General features: G+C 27.5%; 22 protein-coding genes. 20 read left to right on the top strand and 2 right to left on the bottom strand.

All coding sequences use genetic code 11. The features are described from left to right. Window positions 1-131: 131 nt before the first annotated feature. On the bottom strand, window positions 132-1,049 hold the full coding sequence (locus CSPA_RS20470) for an ArsR/SmtB family transcription factor (RefSeq protein ID WP_015394281.1): 918 nt from the start codon (window positions 1,047-1,049) through the stop codon (window positions 132-134). Window positions 1,050-1,704: 655 nt separating this feature from the next. On the opposite strand from CSPA_RS20470, the gene CSPA_RS20465 reads away from it, so the two are divergent. Both CSPA_RS20465 and CSPA_RS20460 read left to right on the top strand, forming a co-directional pair. Next, window positions 1,705-2,721 carry a glycoside hydrolase family 43 protein gene (locus CSPA_RS20465; RefSeq protein WP_015394280.1) on the top strand — a complete coding sequence of 339 codons (1,017 nt, stop codon included), beginning with the start codon at window positions 1,705-1,707 and terminating at the stop codon, window positions 2,719-2,721. Between the two features lie 323 nt (window positions 2,722-3,044). Then, window positions 3,045-3,836 carry an HAD-IIA family hydrolase gene (locus CSPA_RS20460; protein ID WP_015394279.1) on the top strand — a complete coding sequence of 264 codons (792 nt, stop codon included), beginning with the start codon at window positions 3,045-3,047 and terminating at the stop codon, window positions 3,834-3,836. A gap of 153 nt (window positions 3,837-3,989) precedes the next feature. Here CSPA_RS20460 and CSPA_RS20455 read toward each other — a convergent pair whose 3' ends face one another. After that, entirely contained in the window at window positions 3,990-4,784 is a 795-nt protein-coding gene (locus tag CSPA_RS20455) for a Cof-type HAD-IIB family hydrolase (RefSeq protein ID WP_015394278.1), read from the bottom strand. A gap of 604 nt (window positions 4,785-5,388) precedes the next feature. On the opposite strand from CSPA_RS20455, the gene CSPA_RS20450 reads away from it, so the two are divergent. From CSPA_RS20450 to CSPA_RS20370, 18 genes are all read left to right on the top strand, one after another. Further along, complete coding sequence (locus CSPA_RS20450; RefSeq protein WP_015394276.1) at window positions 5,389-5,991, top strand: NUDIX hydrolase; 603 nt, start codon at window positions 5,389-5,391, stop codon at window positions 5,989-5,991. A gap of 26 nt (window positions 5,992-6,017) precedes the next feature. Continuing rightward, window positions 6,018-6,536, top strand: coding sequence for a GNAT family N-acetyltransferase (locus CSPA_RS20445; protein WP_015394275.1), 519 nt, complete (start codon window positions 6,018-6,020; stop codon window positions 6,534-6,536). An 82-nt stretch (window positions 6,537-6,618) separates the two neighbouring features. After that, window positions 6,619-7,221, top strand: coding sequence for a DJ-1/PfpI family protein (locus CSPA_RS20440; RefSeq protein WP_015394274.1), 603 nt, complete (start codon window positions 6,619-6,621; stop codon window positions 7,219-7,221). 176 nt (window positions 7,222-7,397) lie between these two features. After that, a complete protein-coding gene (locus CSPA_RS20435; protein ID WP_015394273.1) occupies window positions 7,398-7,877 on the top strand; it encodes a GNAT family N-acetyltransferase in 480 nt (159 codons plus the stop codon). A 38-nt stretch (window positions 7,878-7,915) separates the two neighbouring features. Beyond that, complete coding sequence (locus CSPA_RS20430; RefSeq protein WP_015394272.1) at window positions 7,916-8,665, top strand: GNAT family N-acetyltransferase; 750 nt, start codon at window positions 7,916-7,918, stop codon at window positions 8,663-8,665. Window positions 8,666-9,012: 347 nt separating this feature from the next. Continuing rightward, on the top strand, window positions 9,013-9,795 hold the full coding sequence (locus CSPA_RS20425; protein ID WP_015394271.1) for a phage replisome organizer N-terminal domain-containing protein: 783 nt from the start codon (window positions 9,013-9,015) through the stop codon (window positions 9,793-9,795). A 113-nt stretch (window positions 9,796-9,908) separates the two neighbouring features. Further along, a complete protein-coding gene (locus CSPA_RS20420) occupies window positions 9,909-10,832 on the top strand; it encodes a homocysteine S-methyltransferase family protein (protein ID WP_015394270.1) in 924 nt (307 codons plus the stop codon). Window positions 10,833-10,964: 132 nt separating this feature from the next. Then, complete coding sequence (locus tag CSPA_RS20415; RefSeq protein ID WP_015394269.1) at window positions 10,965-11,636, top strand: PadR family transcriptional regulator; 672 nt, start codon at window positions 10,965-10,967, stop codon at window positions 11,634-11,636. A gap of 79 nt (window positions 11,637-11,715) precedes the next feature. After that, complete coding sequence (locus CSPA_RS20410) at window positions 11,716-12,522, top strand: flavodoxin family protein (RefSeq protein ID WP_015394268.1); 807 nt, start codon at window positions 11,716-11,718, stop codon at window positions 12,520-12,522. A 64-nt stretch (window positions 12,523-12,586) separates the two neighbouring features. Beyond that, window positions 12,587-13,312, top strand: a complete 726-nt coding sequence (locus CSPA_RS20405; protein ID WP_015394267.1) for a metallophosphoesterase family protein — start codon at window positions 12,587-12,589, stop codon at window positions 13,310-13,312. Window positions 13,313-13,704: 392 nt separating this feature from the next. Further along, a complete protein-coding gene (locus tag CSPA_RS20400; protein WP_015394266.1) occupies window positions 13,705-14,181 on the top strand; it encodes a hypothetical protein in 477 nt (158 codons plus the stop codon). Between the two features lie 37 nt (window positions 14,182-14,218). Further along, on the top strand, window positions 14,219-14,527 hold the full coding sequence (locus CSPA_RS20395) for a hypothetical protein (protein WP_015394265.1): 309 nt from the start codon (window positions 14,219-14,221) through the stop codon (window positions 14,525-14,527). A 15-nt stretch (window positions 14,528-14,542) separates the two neighbouring features. Continuing rightward, window positions 14,543-14,707 carry a hypothetical protein gene (locus tag CSPA_RS30315; RefSeq protein ID WP_015394264.1) on the top strand — a complete coding sequence of 55 codons (165 nt, stop codon included), beginning with the start codon at window positions 14,543-14,545 and terminating at the stop codon, window positions 14,705-14,707. Between the two features lie 25 nt (window positions 14,708-14,732). Continuing rightward, entirely contained in the window at window positions 14,733-15,074 is a 342-nt protein-coding gene (locus CSPA_RS20390) for a hypothetical protein (protein ID WP_015394263.1), read from the top strand. 183 nt (window positions 15,075-15,257) lie between these two features. Next, on the top strand, window positions 15,258-16,511 hold the full coding sequence (locus CSPA_RS20385; protein ID WP_015394262.1) for a S41 family peptidase: 1,254 nt from the start codon (window positions 15,258-15,260) through the stop codon (window positions 16,509-16,511). 16 nt (window positions 16,512-16,527) lie between these two features. Beyond that, window positions 16,528-16,845, top strand: coding sequence for a hypothetical protein (locus CSPA_RS20380; protein ID WP_015394261.1), 318 nt, complete (start codon window positions 16,528-16,530; stop codon window positions 16,843-16,845). Between the two features lie 63 nt (window positions 16,846-16,908). Then, window positions 16,909-17,187, top strand: coding sequence for a hypothetical protein (locus CSPA_RS20375; protein WP_015394260.1), 279 nt, complete (start codon window positions 16,909-16,911; stop codon window positions 17,185-17,187). Between the two features lie 494 nt (window positions 17,188-17,681). Beyond that, on the top strand, window positions 17,682-18,197 hold the full coding sequence (locus tag CSPA_RS20370) for a hypothetical protein (RefSeq protein WP_015394258.1): 516 nt from the start codon (window positions 17,682-17,684) through the stop codon (window positions 18,195-18,197). The last annotated feature ends 294 nt before the right edge of the window (window positions 18,198-18,491 follow it).

The raw sequence follows: 18,491 nt of genomic DNA, 5'->3' as shown, positions 1-18,491 counted from the left end.
ATATTTATAATAGGTGAATAGATATGTATGAAAATAAAGAAAAGATATTTTAGTGGAAACATAATGATATCTTTTCTTATTTTTTTATTGTGAAAAAGTTATTTTAGGTGAAAATGTAATTAGTTATGTGGTTATTGAGTTAAAGAATTGTAGATTAATCTAACGCTTATACCTTGGTTATAGTTTCCGAAATTCTTTCCGAAAATAGTTAAACCACCAACGTGCTTTGTATCTTCTGGAACAGCTAATTTAAATTGTATATCGCTTTTGTAATTTAATTCTAAATCTTCTAAGGTAACATCTGAAATTTTCATTCCATCAATAAAGGTTCCATAGGAGTTTATGCTTAAAAGTTTTAATAATCCATATTGATTCCAGTTAGGATTCCACCAAATTGGAGTTAAAATTCCTTTACTATCACCAAAATCTCCTGGACTAGTCCAGCTTCCAATGTTTAGATTATTAATGTAAAAGTGTATATCAGAAGGCCACACACTGCATACACCGGGAGCTTCTGAACTTATTTCCATAGAAATTTGAAGTTCGGATAAGGTTTCATTAGGTTTTAGATAATTAGGAATTCTATATTCTATGTAACCTTTAGTAAACCATAAAATATCGGCATTTATTCTTTCGGGATCTGCAAAATAATTAGGGTTATCAACTTCACCTATAAGTTTATCTTTAGTTGCAATTCCGCAAGTAGGTGTAATATCATAGTTTGAATAATGACCTATACTTAAATTAATGTCATAAGAATTATCCACATCTTGTTTTCCTATATCAATAACAAACTTATCTTCATGCAGAGAACATATCTTTTGCAAGCCATGCTTTCCGGTTAAGTTTGTGGTTTTGATTAATCCGCATTCTTCTAATTTCTTTATATGCATTGTTACTGCACCATTGGTCAAATCTAATTTTTCAGATAATTCATTCATGTTTAATTGTTTATATTGAGACAAGATATCGATGATATTTATTCGTACATCTGAACTTAAAGCTTTGAATAAGGGTAAACTATCCTTTAGATTAGTAATATGAATCATAGTAATCTCCTTTATAAGTTAATATTTATATAATAAAAATGAATAATACGATTTAAGTGGTGAATTAAAAAGTAATATATATTCCAATTATCAATGTTCAATTAATGGCAAAATCAATTCTAGATTTTTTGAATAGAAATGTACAATTTTAATTGGAACTTATATATATTATTATACCTATAGATACAAGAAAAGTGAATTATTATTTTAAAAATGTATAAATTAAAACTATTTGTTAATGATCATATTCATGTAAAATATAGAAAAAAATAGGATATCAAAAGATATTTGTGTAATTTTTTTGGGGGAAATATGTGCTTTGAAGTATATTACAAGGTTTTAATCGGTGGAAAACAGCATTGATTTAATTAAATTTAAAATATTTTAATTATATTTAATTTAAAGATGTTGACTTTGGTATATAAGGGTATATAATAATTGTATAAGCATAAATTAGTGGACAATGAATTTGTTGCTGAGGACATTATAAACACAAGTTTTAGTGAGAAATTAAAAAATGAGAAAAAGATTATATTTAAAAATAAATGCATTTATAGATTTGAAGTATTGTTTAATGTTGTTTAAAATAAAAGGAATTATAAATGCCTATTAACCGTATTAATAATTAAACTTTTTATGAAAAATGGGAGAAGCTATGAGCAAATTAATAAGGGATACTCAAAGTGAGAAAGATGAAATGAATAAAAAATATAAAAATCCAATAATAATTCAAAGGGCAGATCCGTATATCCATAAACATAAAGATGGCTTTTATTATTTTATAGCTTCTGTACCTGAATTTGATAGGATTGAACTTAGAAAAGCAAAGACTATTGAAGAGCTGCAAGCTGCAGAAACAAGGACTGTTTGGAAAAAGCATGACAGTGGAGAAATGAGTGAATTAATATGGGCACCAGAAATTCATTATATACAAGGTAAATGGTACATATATTTTGCTGCTGCTCCAAATAGGGAGGTAACTGGAATTACTTTTAACCATTCTATGTATGTGCTTGAAAATGCTAATGAAGATCCGATGACAGATAATTGGAGTGAAAAAGGGAAAATAGAAACTGGCTGGGATAGTTTTGCATTAGATGCAACTACTTTTGAACATGATAATAAGCTTTATTATGTGTGGGCTCAAGAAGATCCAGAAGTAGAACCAAATTCTCATTCTAATATTTATATTGCAGAAATGGAGAATCCTTGGACCTTGAAATCTAAGCCTGTATTATTATCTAAACCAGAATTAGATTGGGAAATAAAACTATATTGGGTAAATGAAGGACCAGCTATATTAAAGAAAAATGGGAAAATATTTTTAACTTATTCAGCTAGTGCTACCGATGAAAATTATTGTATTGGTATGCTTACGGCAGATGAAAATAGCAATTTACTAGCCCCTTCATCTTGGGTTAAATCTAAAGAACCTGTGTTTAAAACTTCTTATGAAAATCATCAATATGGACCAGGTCATAATAGTTTCACAGTTTCAGAAGATGGAACCCAAGATTTATTAATTTATCATTCAAGAAATTATACTGAACTTAAAGGAGATCCTTTAAGTGATCCTAATAGACATGCAAGAGTTGAGATAATTAAGTGGAAAGAAGATGGAACTCCTGATTTTGGAGTGCCTTCACCTGATACACGTATATTTGAAGTTTAATATGTTAACTATATTTATTGTGAGATTCAATGAGCAATAGTGAATTATAAATAATCAAGGAGTGTTTAGCTCCTCTGAAATATTTAAGTTTTAATTACTTTGTAACATATATATTAATGGAGAGGAATTAAAGGTTGGTAAAAATAAAAAATATTTCCTCGGCAGAATTGTATATATTCTGGGTTTATAGCCACATGTAAAAGGTATTAAGCAATTTACATATGGCTATAATTATATATATATTTTATAATTACATCATAGTTATTTAAAATTTGTTTTTTTATTTTTAAATAACAAATTTATTTATAATGGAGAAGTGTATTATGTTAAAAGATAAAAAACTATTTTTATTAGATATTGATGGAACAATTGCATTAGATACTACTTTAATAGATGGAACCTTAGAATTTATGGAGCATGTTTTAAGTATAGGTGGAAAATACATTTTTATAACTAATAACTCTACTACTAGTATTGATGATTATATTAAAAAATTTGAGAAGTTTAAAATTAAAGTTGATGCTACTAGTTTCGTTACCTCTTCTTATGCAACTGCCTTATATTTGAAAGAAAATTATAAGGATAAAAAGATTTTTGTTTTAGGTACAAAGTCCTTTATCCAAGAACTAAAAAGCTTTGATATAAAAGTTACAGAAGAGCAGGAGGATGATATTTCCTGTGCAGTTGTAGGCTTTGATAATGAATTAAATTACAAAAAGATAGAAGATATTTGTGAGCTATTAACTACAAGAAATATAGATTACATAGCAACTAACCCAGATCTTGTTTGTCCAACTAGCTTTGGCTTTATACCAGATTGTGGTTCTATATGCCAAATGATAGGTAATGCAGTTAAAAGGGAACCTATATACATAGGAAAACCTAATAAGGCAATAGTTGAAATGTGTTTAAAGCAAACTGGATATTCAAAGGAAGAGGCTTTAGTTATTGGAGATAGATTGTATACTGATATTGCTTGTGGAATTAATGGTGGTGTGGATACGGCTGTTCTATTTACTGGTGAAGCAAAAAAGGAAGACTTAGCTGACACAGAGTTTAAACCAACATACAGTTTTGAATCAATTAAGGAATTGTATGAAGAAGTATCAGTTTAATACATAGAATAAGAACAAAAGTTAAAATATAAAATAAGAACTCAAGAGTTAAGTATATGTTGTAAGCTCTTGAGCTCTTGTTATTTGAAGTGCTAAACTAGAGATTACATCTTGAGATTTATTCAAAATAAATTTAAAAGTTAATTAATAATTTTATTTATCAATGTAGCCAAGCTTTATCATGGCATTATATAAACCATCAGCAAAAATATTATCTGTTATATATGTAGCAACTTTTTTTAATTCATCTACTGCATTTCCCATTGCTATTCCTTGTTTTACCGTTTCAAACATGGTAATGTCGTTATAACCATCCCCAAAAGCAATAGTATTTTCTAAAGGGATATTTAGAAAATTAATTACATGTTTAATTCCAGAACTTTTATCAAAATCTTTAAAAGATACATCAGCAGACATGTGAGCACCATGACTGTTAAATACTAAGCTGTCAGAAAAATACTCTCTGCATTTTTTTAGTTGAGATTCATCGTTATAAAAAATATCAAAAGCATTAGCGTGAATGTCTTCTAATTTCCATTCTTTAATTAAATATTCTTCACCAGTAAATTGAGAATTATAGTGCAGAATTTCATCTGAAGCCATTTTATATGGATATCCTTTATATGGACCAGCAAAGGCACCTCTTATATCTAATTCATTAAAAGCTTCAATAAGTTTTGTTATAGTCTCAGGTTCTAGAATTCTATCATAAATACTTTGGCCGTTATAAACTATATAAGTTCCATTAGCGGATATGTAGCCATCAAACATGTTATCGCCAAATATTTGATAAATAAATCTCATTGGTCTGCCAGTGCAGATAAAAGCTAAATTTCCTTTTTCTCTGAACTTCTTTATAGCTAACACAGTACTATCTGGAATTCTGTGTGTAGTTCCATCATTGCCATATAAGGTACCATCAATATCAAAAAACGCAATTTTTTTCACTTTAAGTCCCTCCCCAATATTAAAATCAATTACACTTTATTTTAACATTGTTACAATAATATTGAAACTTTTTAATACAGGTTCAATGAGTTGATTTATGCGAAAATAAGGTTATAAATGTTCAATTATAAATTAGTCTTTGATTTAGATATCCAAATTAATACTCAAACTTATAAATGGAATATATATGCATCATTGAGAAATTATAATCGTAACACTACACTAGAAATTAGATACATATTTGTGCAAGCGGCATATGAAATTAAGCTGTGATGGTTATTAGTGGAAGGTTGTTCCACTTTCTGCTTGTCATAAAATTACTTTAGGAACATGCAGAAATGGGTGCAACCTTCCACTTAGAACCCATCCAGCGAAAATTTCATTAGTCCGCTGTAATAAATATGTGTTTAATTTCGGTAAGTTCCGTATATGTCTAATTCTCGCCTTGGATATCTATAAGGAAAACTCTATGGAGAAAGTTTATTTTTAAGGCATTAATTTTTTCAAAATTTGTTAAATTGAGATGTAAAATATTAATTAGAAATTGTATAATAGAATTTAATCAACAGAAATTTTTAAATTTTATAAGTAGGAAGGTGACAGTATGGATATAGAAAACATTAAAAGTAAAATTAAAGATATTAAACCATATATTAATGGTTGGAGAAAAATGAGAAGATCAGCAATAATAATTCCTATTATAAATGTTGATGGAGAAGTACAAGTTTTGTTTGAAGTAAGATCAAAAAAATTGAATAGCCAGCCTGGTGATATTTGTTTTCCAGGTGGGAAAATAGATGATTGTGAAACGCCAAAGACAGCTGCCTTAAGAGAAATATCAGAAGAACTTGGCGTAAGTAATATTGAAATAATAAACGAATTAGATACGGTAGTTAGATTTGATGGAATAATAATTCATCCTTTTGTTGGAGTAATAGAAGATGTTAAAGAAATCAATATAAATAAAGATGAAGTGGATCATATATTTCTTGTTCCATTGGATTACCTTATAGATCATAAATATTTAGAGATAAATAGCAAAATAAAAATTGATAGACCAAAAGATTTTCCTTATGATTTGATAGTTAACAAGGAAAATTATAAATTTAGAGAAGCTGGTTACAGATCGTTGTTTTATAAATATGAAGACTATAATATTTGGGGGATTACTGCTGAAATGCTGCAGGATTTTTTGGATAATTTATAAACTGGAACTAATTAGGAGGTATCAGTGTGGAAAAGATATTAGTAGAAGGTGAAAATTTACTTTTAAGACCCTTGTCAGTTACTGAACTTTTAAATATTAATAATGATAGAAAAATTAAAACGCCTATAGAAACAGAAGTAATATTTGATTTTGTTAAAATAGCAATAACAAAGAAAATAGAGAAAATGAAAAAGGTTAGTGAAGATATCCATGACTGGTATACTTATTGGCTTATTATTAATAAGGATAATGGGGAAGGAATGGGTTTTATTGGATTTAAAGGAATTCCAAATGAAAGTGGATATACAGAGGTTGGGTATAGCATATCTTCTAACTGTAGAAGGAAAGGATTTATGACAGAGGCGTTATCTCTATTAATGGATTGGGCGTATAAATATCCATTTTGCAATGGTATAACAGCTAATAAGGTATTAAAAACAAATACAGGCTCTAATAGAGTTTTGAATAATTGTAATTTTACATTAGTAGGCTCTTCAAATGAATTTAATAATTATATTATTAAATTTAAAAAGCAGCATATTTAGAATTTATAAATTGATTTTTTATCAATTGAATGTACGTTAAAAGAAATTATTATATTCAGATAAAATATTAGGAGTTGATAACATGAATTATAGAGTTGACATACTATTGTTTGATAAATTTGAAACTTTAGATGTATTTGGCCCTGTTGAAATACTTGGAAAATTACCAGAGATTTTTAAATTGAATTTTATTTCAGTTGACGGTGGGCTGGTTGAAAGTTCTCAAAAGGTAAAGGTGGAGACTAATTTATATACAAGTGATGATGCTTTGAAAATTTTATTTGTGCCAGGTGGAAATGGTACAAGAGAAAAAGTTAATGATAATGAGTTTATTAACTTCATTGAAAATATGTCAAAAGAAGCAAAATATATAATAAGTGTGTGTACAGGGTCAGCTTTACTAGCGAAAGCAGGAATTATAAATGGAAAACGAGCAACAACAAATAAAAGAGCATTTAAATGGGTTACAGAACAAAATGAAGATGTGCTATGGGTAAAGGAAGCTAGATGGATAAGGGATGGCAAGATATTTACATCTTCTGGGGTATCAGCAGGGATGGATATGGCATTAGGTTTTATAGAAGAGTTAATTGGAAAGGAAAAAGCATTAGAGATTAGCAAAAGCATTGAATATTTATGGAATGAAGATAGTAACTATGATCCGTTCTTTAAAATGTATGAATGATTATATAAAAATTTGTAGATGAGAGAAGTTAAATTGGTAATGATAATTAACTGGAATGATTTTTTGAAGGTTAGCACAATTTAGAAGCATAATTGCTAAGGGAATTGTTAAGTCTTAAAAAAACAGTAGGGGATAGTAATTTTAATATTATTAGATATTTTGAAAGAGGTGTTTTTTTGAAAAGTAACTTAGAGTTTAGATTTGCTGATATAAATGATACAGCAAAGATTTTGTATTTTATAAAAGAATTGGCGTTGTACGAAAAAATGTTAGATGAAGTTGTAGCAACAGAAGATCAATTAAAGGAATGGATTTTTGAAAAGAAAAAAGCAGAAGTGATTTTTGCGATAGAGAATGGGAAAGAAATCGGATTTGCATTATTCTTTCATAATTTTTCTACATTTCTTGGACGTTCAGGAATATATTTAGAAGATTTATTTGTTTTGCAAGAGCACCGTGGAAAAGGATATGGCAAGTCAATTTTAAAGTATCTTGCTCAAATAGCTGTTGAGCGTGGTTGTGGTCGTCTTGAATGGTGGTGCTTAGATTGGAATAAGACAAGTATTGATTTTTATTTGTCATTAGGTGCAGAGCCTATGAATGATTGGACAGTGTATCGAATAACAGGAGATACTTTGGTAAATATGGCAAAGTAAATGAGGAAGTTGTTTGAATTAATAGAAGGAGCTACAAAATGGAGGAAGAAATATTACAAATAGAAGAGTTATCAATAAATGCTTTTCCTGCAATATTAACAGAATTATATGATGGGTGGATTTTAAGATATTCAAATGGATATACATACAGAGGAAATAGTATAAATCCATTGTATTCATCAACAATTGATTTAGAAAATAAAATTGACTATTGTGAAGATAAATACTTTAAAAAAGGATTACCATGTATTTATAAGATGACAGAAAATGCTGCTGAAGGTTTGGATACCTGTTTAGAAAAACGCGGATATACTATTGAAAAATCAGCAGATATTATGGTTTGTGAAATAGATAAAAGTACAGTGTCTCAGCTTCAGGATGTTAATATTAGTATGGACATGACTGATGAATGGTTAGAGGGATTTCTTAATCTTAATGAAATAATAGAAGAAAGTATAAAATCTACAGTAAAAACTATGCTTTCCAATATACAAAATCCAGTAATTTGTGTAAATATAAATGAAGGTGATACTATGATAGCTTGTGGTCTCGGTGTTCTTGAAAATAGAAAAATAGGTTTATATGATATTATTGTTATGGAACAATATAGGTGTAAGGGACTTGGTGGAAAAATATGTAAAGAGATTATAGATCAAGGAATCAAAAATGGTGCAGATATGGCATACTTACAAGTAACTTCATTAAATGAGCAAGCAGTTAGATTATATAATTCTCTTGGATTTAAAAAATTATATACATATTGGTATAGAGTGAAAAAAGTAATATAAGGAAACTAATGGAACAGGCTGTAAATTAAGCTTGTTCCTTTTTGATTTGAAAGAAATAAGTGTGTTTTTAACAGTTAAACAAAATTAATATAAAAATTTTTGGATTTTATGTTTTTTCTTTAATAAGTGCATATATATTAAATAGAAATCTATAGAGAGAGCAGCTATTCACATTACAAAAGAGAAGCTATGCGCCTTACAAAAAAAGCAGCTATGCACTTATAAGAAGAGCAGCTATGCTGCAATACGAAACTTTTTACAATCCGGAACTATTCTGCAACTGAAATTTCTTTAACACGGAACATCTTTGAGGGTTTATTTAGTATATATGAAAGGAAATGAGTAATATGAGAGAAAGAAAGTACGTAAAATTCAGAGTAGACATGCCAGATGACACAAAATTTAAAATAATAGATATGAAACCAGAAAGAGATCTTATTCAATATGTATGGTATAGGCTTGTACTTCTATGTGGAAAAGTTAACTTAGCTGGAGAGTTATATCTATCAAAAAATATTCCTTATACTGCAAAAACTTTAGCTATAGAATTTAATAGAGGTGTTGAACAGATTGAATTGGCTTTAGATGTATTGATTGGGTTAGAAATGGTTGAGATTACTGAACATAAGGTTTATTATGTGAAAAACTTTGCTAAGCATCAAAATATAAAAGTTAAGGAAAAAACTGAAGCTGATAATAAAGAAGTCCTTGCAAATAATAGAGCCCAAGAAGATGATAACTTAAAAAATGAAATTCAAGAGAATGATAATAATAAATCTGAAAATCAAGTTAATATAAATGAGGGTGAAAGTTTTTTTGTGAGCAATGCGAATGATAATTTTGAAACGGTTAAAGATATTGCAAAGGATGAAATACATGATAATAAAAATAATGAACCAGAAAATCAAGTTACTACAGAGGAAGTTGCAATAACTACGACAAATAATTTGAATGATAATATTGTTATGCCTTTAGATAGAGAGAAAGGTGAGAAAACAAGGAAAAGGAAGAAGGATAATATCATTAATAATACAGATGAAGAAGATGGTGTTGGCGAAATATGTACTCTGACTAGCGGTGAATTTGTACTTGGCAAAGGGGATAAAATTATCTCCGCATGGACATTTTAAGTAATGTAGGTATTTTGTTAAAAAGTCATATAATGTATAATGTTATATATATGTAACTTAATGTAAAGAAAAGAATTACTAATTATCAATAATTACGAAAATAGGTGATATATTTGAATTTTGAAATATGCTTTAATGAATCGTCAACAATTTTAATGGAGGGTGCATTAGGAGAAAGATTAAAACGGGAATATAATATTATGTTTGAAGATAAAGTTGCGATGGCTAATCTAATTTATGATGATAAATCAAGACAAGCTATGCAAACTATTTTTCAAGAATATGTAAAAATTGCTGAGAAATATAGTTTGCCATTTATTGCAACAACTCCAACTCGCAGAGCTAATAAAGAACGTGTTTTCCAATCTAATTTAAGTGAAAAAATTATTGAAGATAATGTGCGTTTTTTACAAGAAATTAAGAAAAATACTAGCACTAATATGTTTGTTGGTGGTTTAATGGGATGTAAGGGAGATGCATATAAAGCAACAGAAATTTTATCTATGGAAGAGGCTCAGGAGTTTCATTCATGGCAAGCAACTTTATTTAAAAATTCAGGAGTGGATTTCTTATATGCTGGAATTATGCCTGCTTTATCTGAAGCCATAGGAATGGCGAAAGCTATGGAAAGTACAGGACTTCCATATATTATTAGCTTTATGATTAGGAATAATGGGAAGCTAATAGATGGAACCACTATTCATAATGCCATTTTAAATATAGATGAGGCAACAGTTCATAAACCAATTGGCTATATGACAAATTGTATTCATCCAGAAGTTTTAGAAAAGGCGTTGTCTGCTCCGTTCAATAAGACTAAATTGGTAAAAAGTCGTTTCTGTGGTATACAAGCAAACACTTCACCATTATCACCAGAAGAATTAGACAATTGTAGTGATTTAAAATCATCTGATAGTGTCAGTCTTGCTGTTGAAATGATGAAGTTAGAGCAGTATTTTACACCTAAAATTTTTGGTGGCTGTTGTGGTACTGATAATACTCATATAGAAGAAATAGCTAAAAGAATAAAAAAATAAACCTGTTGGAATTCATATTAGGTACATAGATTAATAAATTATTGACAATATACAATGTTGGATATATTATAAGTTATATAAAATGTTGGATAGGAGGCGATTTATATTATTAAAGTATTGATTCTATATTATTTGAGTATTAAGCCAACACATGGCTATGAAATTCAAAAGTTTATACAAGTAAATAAAATGGATAGTTGGACTAAAATTCAATCTGGTTCTATATATTATGCGTTAAGTAAGCTTGAAAAAGAAGGGCTTATTATATTAGCTGAGGAGATAGGCAGCGGTACGAAAGCTCGCAAAATTTATTCTATTACAGAAAAAGGCAAAAAAGAATTGAAAGAATTAGTCAAACAAGAATTAAGCCATCATATAAATGAAATTGGTTCAGATAAGTTTATCATTTATCCATTGTTAAACACTCTTGATAAAAATAGTATATCTGATGAAATAATAGAACATATTGAAAAATTAAATAATCAGAAAATATATCTTGAAAAATGGCAAAAAGTTAAAGTTAATCAAAAAACTTTAGAAATAGAAAAAATTGCATTTCAAATGATGATTTCTAATCTTGAATATCAAATTAAGTGGCATAATGCTTTAATTGAGAATATAGATGATTGTGTTGAGGCAAGTAATGAAATAACTAATTTAATAGCAAAATTTGATTTTTCAAATGCAAAAGAGATAGAAGTTGATAGAGCAGAAAATATAGAAAATCTAAAATATGAAATATTAAATAATCCTGATACTGCCCCTGAGAAATTGGAGGAATTGATTAAGGCTTTAAGAAAATAATCATTTATCCTATCTTTGTAGATAGGATAAAAAAATAATACCTATATCCAATGTTGGATGCGATGAAAGGGTTGATAAAATGAAAATTACTGTATTAATGGGAAGTCCACGAAAAAAAGATAGTTATAATGTATGTGAATTAATTAAGGAAATATTACAAAAGAAAAATGATATAAATTTTGAATATATATTTTTGAAGGATTATACGGTTGAAGATTGTAAAGGCTGTGATACGTGTTTTAAAAGAAGCGAAAAATTTTGTCCTTGCAAGGATGACTTAAATAAAATTAAAGAAAAATTACTAAATTCAGATGGTATTATTTTGGCAACACCAGTATATGCATATCAAGTACCATCACCATTAAAACGAGTATTTGATAGATTATCATACTTGTTTCATCGACAAGAATTAGTAGGAAAACCTGTATTAACAGTTGTAACTACAGATGGTGGAGGACAAAAGCAAGTGACTAATTATCTTAAAATGACTGTGTGTGGATGGGGATGTAATTTGGTTGGATCAATTAATATTATATCACCTATGTTTTTTGAAAACTTAAAGGAAGATTTAGAATGGGTATATGATAGGTGTTACTATAAAAAAAGTGTTGAAAAGATTGAAAGACATGTGAAAAGTTATGTGGAAATTATAGAGAGTAAGAATATACATAATCCAACTTTTTATGATATTTTCATGTTTAACTGTTTAAGGAGTAAAACATTTACGTCACAAGCAGATTATGATTTTTGGAAGAAAAGAGGGTGGTTGGATTCTTATTATTTCTATGATATACAGCTGAATTTTCTAAAAAAAGGATTTGGTTGCATTTTAAAAAATTTAATTAATTTAGCAGGTAGGAGATTGAAAAACAAATCAATTCGTTGAGTTTATTTGAAATAATTAGTATTATAATTATAGTCATAAATTGAACGTATAATGGAGTGATTTTATGAAAGTAGCAGTTTTGTCTGATGTTCATGGTAATGGAGTAGCGTTACAATATACTATAAGTGATTTGAAAAAATTAGGTGTTAAAAAGATTATTATTTTAGGAGTTATAGTTATGAAAGGTCCTATGCCTTCTGAATCTATTGAATTGTTAAAAGACAATGAACTTGAAATTATAGCATGGATTAAAGGAAATACGGATTTATGGCTAGAAGAAATTACTGATGTTTGGATGCCGAGAACAAGAAGAGAGGAAGATTTAGATTTGTATTATAAATATGCAAAGGCAAATTTAAAGGAAGAGCAAATGGTATTTCTTAAAGAATTACCATTAGAAGCTTCTATTAATATAAATGGAATTAATCTGCTTTGTGTTCATGGAACGCCTAAATCAATATCTGAAGCAATAGATGGTAGTGTTCCAGAAGAAGAAATTAAACAGGCGATAGAAGGTGTAAAAGAACAAGTTATTTTGAGTGGACATTCACATACTTCTTTTATTGGTGAAGTTGAGGGAAGAAAGATATTTAATGTAGGAAGTGTAGGAAATTCTCTTGATGGTGATAATAGAATATCTTATGGGATTTTAGAATTTGATAAAAATAATGTTAATTTGATAAATAGAAGAATTAACTATCCTGTAAATGAAATTATTAATATAGCAATAGAAGATAGATTTCCGTTACTTGAAGAATATAAAAAAATTATAATAAGTGGCTCAAATTAACGAAGAATAGTTAATAAAAAGGCCATAAAGAGTTAAATAAGTAAAACTAAAGGAACAAGTTGTGAATTAAACTTGTTCCTTTTAATTTGGAAGAAATAAATATTATAAAAAATAGACTTACTGATTTAGATAAAAACTACAAAAATGTGGTAAAATATTAAGTGTAAAAGAATAGTTGACTTTGAATAAATTGGTTTCAAATCAGCATGTTTCCTATAAATTGTTATATTGTTACTTTATTAATTCTTATATTTGAATATTGTAATAAATTTAAAAATATTTAAATATAAAAAGCTTTATTTAAATACAGAAAACCATGTTTATTTAAGCACTGTCTTGAGGGGTACAACTATACAAAATATATATTAGTTTACAAAAAGGAGCTGTTGAACTTGGATTATATAGCTTATTCTATTTTTAGTGCTGTGATAATAATAAACTTAATAATTTTTATATACAGAAAAAATAAGGTTGGAAATATTTTGATGAGTATTGGGACCTCTAAAGGTTCGTTTATATCTGGAATGATTTTTGGAATAATATTCTTATTGCTAGAGGGTTATTTTATATATCTGGAGAAATTCATTGATCATCAGCCAATAAGAATCGCAAATCATAGTCTGATGTTTATTGGAATAATAATGATACTTAATGCCATTACTTCGACAACTTTTATAGGAGAAAAAGGAGTATCATTTATGACAATACCTTTTTTTATATCGTTGAATAAAATATCTGGTTATAAAATTGAAGATAATAAATTTGTTTTAAATAGAGTAAATAAGGCTGATTATAGTATACCTATTAATATTTCTGATAGTGGTAAAATAACAAAAGTTATAAATGAACTTAAAAATAGAGGATATTAGGTAAAGTTTTTTAAGTTTGAAATTAGGAGGGGATAACTTGAAATCAAAACTATTATATTTTTTTGTATGCATTTGTTTTTTGGTGCTAGGTATATTGAATTTAATTGATAAAAAATATGTATTTGGAAGTTTGTATATTATTTTTGCAAGTTCATATTTGTTTTCTTATATAGCTAAAAAACCGATTAAAATACAATTGTCTGAAAAAGAACTCAATGATTTAAATGTTGAGTTAAGAGAATTAATTTCAAAAGGTAATAAAATTGAAGCAATTAAAAAGTATAGAATTGCTACTGGAAATGGATTAGTAGAAGCCAAAGAATATATTGATAAATTAGAAGAATAGTTACTACTTCGGGAAATGAATTTAAATGAAAAGGCTGCTAAGCTTTATGATCCTCTTGGATTTAAAAGATCATATACATATTTGTATAGAGTAAAAAATATTTTAATAATGTTGAATGATGTATTAGTAAATTATGTTATAATTTATTTATATTGGTATAATAATGGATTAGTAGTATAAACAAAATTAGAAGGGGGCAATTGATATGAAATTAAAGTATTATGGAATAGGTATTGGATTAACAATTGCTATTACTTGTATTACTTTAACATTTATTAATTTAAATAATATCAATAATAAAATTGAAAATAAGTTAGACGCAGTCACTACATCAGCTGAACAAACTTATTCTCAAGATAGTAAAGAAAACATTGCAAATGATAAGTCTCAACCATCAACAAAAAGCAATGATTCAACAGTTTTAGAACCAACAATTAAGAATGATTATTCAAAATCATTAGTACCAGATAGTAAAAAACAAATAGAAGCAAAAAATTTGCCTAAACCAAATCCTAATTCAAAGATAGTAGTAGAAGATTTGGGCTAAATAATGAACATATTATTGATAATGTAGGATTAAGACGTTGTTCTTAATTCTATTATTTTAAATTAAAATAATTAGGTTTACTAAATTGATTCGAGGCAAAGATGAAAGTTTTAGTTAGTGGTTTTTAAGGTGATGCTAATTAATTATAAGTAGAACATAGTTTTAAACTAGGAGGGTAAGCTTATGAAAAGAAGGAAAAAAGTTATTTTGCTATTTGTTATTATATTTATGATTACTGGATGTGCTATAAATAAGGACAAACCTTCAAGTAGCAATGTCAATGATAAACAATTGACGGAAAAAGAGAAATTAGAAGATTTTGAATATATGTATACAATACTTAAGGAAAATTATCCTTTTTTTGAAATAAGCAAAAGACAAAAAGGTGTAGATTGGTTATCAAAAAAGGATGATTATATTAGTAGAATAAAAGCAACACCTAATGATGAAAGTTTTTTTAATACCTTAAATGTAATATTATCAGATATTAATAATGATCATGTAGCAATGGTAGATAAAGATTTTTATCTATTGCTTAAAAGAGATTATGAAAAGTATTCTGATAGTAAAGGAAGATGGGTAGAAGAAGTAAATAAACCAAAAACTATTGAACGGTATTCTTCTATGAAAGGAAAAGAAACTTCAAATATTCCAGCAGGAAATTCAAATAATAATACTGTTAAAACAATGGATATAGAAAATGGAAAAGTTGCTTATGTATATATACACTCATTTTTTGATAAATATCTAGATGAAGATATGAAAATAATTGAACCATATCTTGAAAGTATTAAAAACCATAAGGCTCTTATAATTGATATACGAGGTAATACTGGAGGAACTGAAACTTTTTGGATAGATATGGTTCAAATGCTTATTAATAAACCAATGGAATATAAATTCTATATGGCATTCAGAGGTGGAAAATTTAGCGAGCCATTTCTTAAAGAAAAGTATTCGTTTGGTGATAAATTAACTAATCCTATTTATGATGGTCTTAAACCAATTGCAGATATTGATAAGGAAAATCTTAAAAATTTGCCTCCAGAATTGAAAAAAGATTTTAAATATTATTATGTATCTTCATATGAAATTGAACCACATGACTCCAATGGATTTAACGGCAAAATCTATCTACTTATTGACCATAATGATTTTTCTGCAACAGATCAATTTGCTAATTTTTGCAAAAATACAGGCTTTGCTACATTAGTTGGAGAAAAAACAAGTGGAGATGGTATTGGTTACGAGCCAGAAATATGTTCGCTTCCAAATAGTGGATATCTTTTTAGATTTTCAAATGATATGGGATTAACTTTGGATGGAAGTTGTGATTTTGAATATAAAACAGAACCAGATATAAATGTACCTGCGCAAAGGACTGACAATATTTCTGATGATCAGGCAATACAAACTGTATTAAAACTTGTAGGATAATTTTGGAGATTTTTAATTGAATAGTAGTATACTTAGTGAAAAGGTCAATGAGTTAATAATTTATGAGGTGAAAATTATGTATTATAATAATAAATTTAAGATATTAAATATATCAATAGTAATAATAATTATTTTAACAGCAATATTTAGTATGCTAAACCATGAGTTAAAGTTAGGTATGCCAATTCTAATGATTTTATTAGGTTTACAACAATTGGTACTGGGAATTAATTCTTTAAAATTAAACAAGAAAAAGGATTATATTGTATCTATAGGAGCAAGCATATTTATTTTTGCATGTTCAATAATTTCAATTATACTTATAGTTTCGTAAAGGTAAATAAGATAGGCTGATTATAAAATTATGTTTAATAGTAAATTATTGAGGAGGATTCATATGAAAATTTATTATGTTGTAGGGTTAGCTGCATATGTGGCATCTTATATGATATTTTATTTTATATATACAAAATTGAATTTAGAAGAATTATTAATTGGTAGAACAAGCAGAAGAATTGCTTTATTTATGATTGCTATCATATTTGGTATTGTGGGGTATTCAATTACCGATAATTTAAATATTGCAAAGGAATATCAATTATTGATTAATAGCTTATTTGTTGGTCCTTCATCAGCCCTTATTGTTTATGTATTGCCAGTTAAATCTAATTTGTAATTTTTATCAAGAAACTAGTAGTAAATAGATATTTAATTATATGAAGTGAGAAAGGTGTGGTTAGCATAAAGAATAATTTTAAACTAATATCAATTTTTATTAGCAAATTGAATCTATTTATAGGGAATTTATTAATGAGTATAATTATATTTTTGTATATGTCTTTTTTGCATGATTTAAATCAGTTATCAGCAAGAGTATCCTTGTGGCATAATACAATTTTAGAGATTTATATACTAGCTATTATTAGTTTGATTGGAATCATATTAGGTTTTGTTATAAAGCGTATTCACATGAAAAAGATTTGTATATTTACAATTTTAGGTTATGTATTATCGATTTTATCTATTAATGCTTATTATCATAAAATGATTTATTACACATTTCCAATGCAAATGCTGGTAGGAATCCTTTGTATACTTCCATTTATTATTTCTTTTCATTATATCTTAGCAGTAAAACATAGTGAGAACTAAATAGGAGATTGTTAAAGAATGAAAAAACAGCTTACAATTTTGATTTTTATTTTATTAATTGTTTCAAATATAGTATTTATTAGTGCAACTGTATTTTATAAAACTAAAATGGATAACCAAGTTCTAAAAGTGTATTCTTTTGCAGGAGAAAATAATGATATTAAAATAACTAATGGAATTATCGTTATTTCAACAAATAGGCATATGGTCGGTGGTGGTGAAATATTATATATAGGCAGCAGGAATGATAAGATAAAAGCATATTCGGAAAAAATCTATTTAAAAGAGCGAGAAAATAATGATAAGATAGTTCTACATAATTCAGTGGAATCTCAGGGTGATATTAAAGGGACATTCTTTTCGGATGAGTTCTTATTGAATAAAGGTGTGGGAAGTATAAGTTCAGAAAAACTTTTTAGTGAAGATGAAATAAATAATATCAAAGATAATCTTTATTTTTCGCTTGATTATTCAAAAGTTAATGGAGAAAAGGGAAATTATACAATTAAACTGAATTTGAATGAAATTAAATAAAGATTAATAAAGATATCCAAAGCGAGAATTAGACTTATGTAACAATTACCGAAATCAGATACATTTATCTTCCACAGGACTAATGAAATTTTCACTGGAAGGTTCTAAATGGCGGCTTGCCGTCATTTAAGCGTGTTCCAAATGTAAAATTTGGACAAGCTGAAAATGAAACAAGCCCCCATTAACAACCTTCAACAGCTCAATTTCACATGCCTGCTTCCAGAAAAATGTATCTGATTTCTACTAGAGTGTTACGATTATAATTTCTCAGTGATGAATGTATATTCCATCTAT

Source organism: Clostridium saccharoperbutylacetonicum N1-4(HMT), assembly GCF_000340885.1.
Taxonomy (GTDB): Bacteria; Bacillota; Clostridia; order Clostridiales; family Clostridiaceae; genus Clostridium; species Clostridium saccharoperbutylacetonicum.
The sequence above is the reverse complement of the archived record's forward strand: the minus strand, read 5'-3'. Positions and strand labels throughout refer to the sequence as shown.

Excerpts from the sequence above, each read along its gene's own strand:
- CSPA_RS20470 (WP_015394281.1), bottom strand. The coding sequence starts at position 1,049 with ATGATTCATATTACTAATCTAAAGGATAGTTTACCCTTATTCAAAGCT.
- CSPA_RS20465 (WP_015394280.1), top strand. The coding sequence starts at position 1,705 with ATGAGCAAATTAATAAGGGATACTCAAAGTGAGAAAGATGAAATGAAT.
- CSPA_RS20460 (WP_015394279.1), top strand. The coding sequence starts at position 3,045 with ATGTTAAAAGATAAAAAACTATTTTTATTAGATATTGATGGAACAATT.
- CSPA_RS20450 (WP_015394276.1), top strand. The coding sequence starts at position 5,389 with ATGGATATAGAAAACATTAAAAGTAAAATTAAAGATATTAAACCATAT.
- CSPA_RS20440 (WP_015394274.1), top strand. The coding sequence starts at position 6,619 with ATGAATTATAGAGTTGACATACTATTGTTTGATAAATTTGAAACTTTA.
- CSPA_RS20430 (WP_015394272.1), top strand. The coding sequence starts at position 7,916 with ATGGAGGAAGAAATATTACAAATAGAAGAGTTATCAATAAATGCTTTT.
- CSPA_RS20425 (WP_015394271.1), top strand. The coding sequence starts at position 9,013 with ATGAGAGAAAGAAAGTACGTAAAATTCAGAGTAGACATGCCAGATGAC.
- CSPA_RS20410 (WP_015394268.1), top strand. The coding sequence starts at position 11,716 with ATGAAAATTACTGTATTAATGGGAAGTCCACGAAAAAAAGATAGTTAT.
- CSPA_RS20405 (WP_015394267.1), top strand. The coding sequence starts at position 12,587 with ATGAAAGTAGCAGTTTTGTCTGATGTTCATGGTAATGGAGTAGCGTTA.
- CSPA_RS30315 (WP_015394264.1), top strand. The coding sequence starts at position 14,543 with ATGAATTTAAATGAAAAGGCTGCTAAGCTTTATGATCCTCTTGGATTT.
- CSPA_RS20390 (WP_015394263.1), top strand. The coding sequence starts at position 14,733 with ATGAAATTAAAGTATTATGGAATAGGTATTGGATTAACAATTGCTATT.
- CSPA_RS20385 (WP_015394262.1), top strand. The coding sequence starts at position 15,258 with ATGAAAAGAAGGAAAAAAGTTATTTTGCTATTTGTTATTATATTTATG.
- CSPA_RS20375 (WP_015394260.1), top strand. The coding sequence starts at position 16,909 with ATGAAAATTTATTATGTTGTAGGGTTAGCTGCATATGTGGCATCTTAT.
- CSPA_RS20370 (WP_015394258.1), top strand. The coding sequence starts at position 17,682 with ATGAAAAAACAGCTTACAATTTTGATTTTTATTTTATTAATTGTTTCA.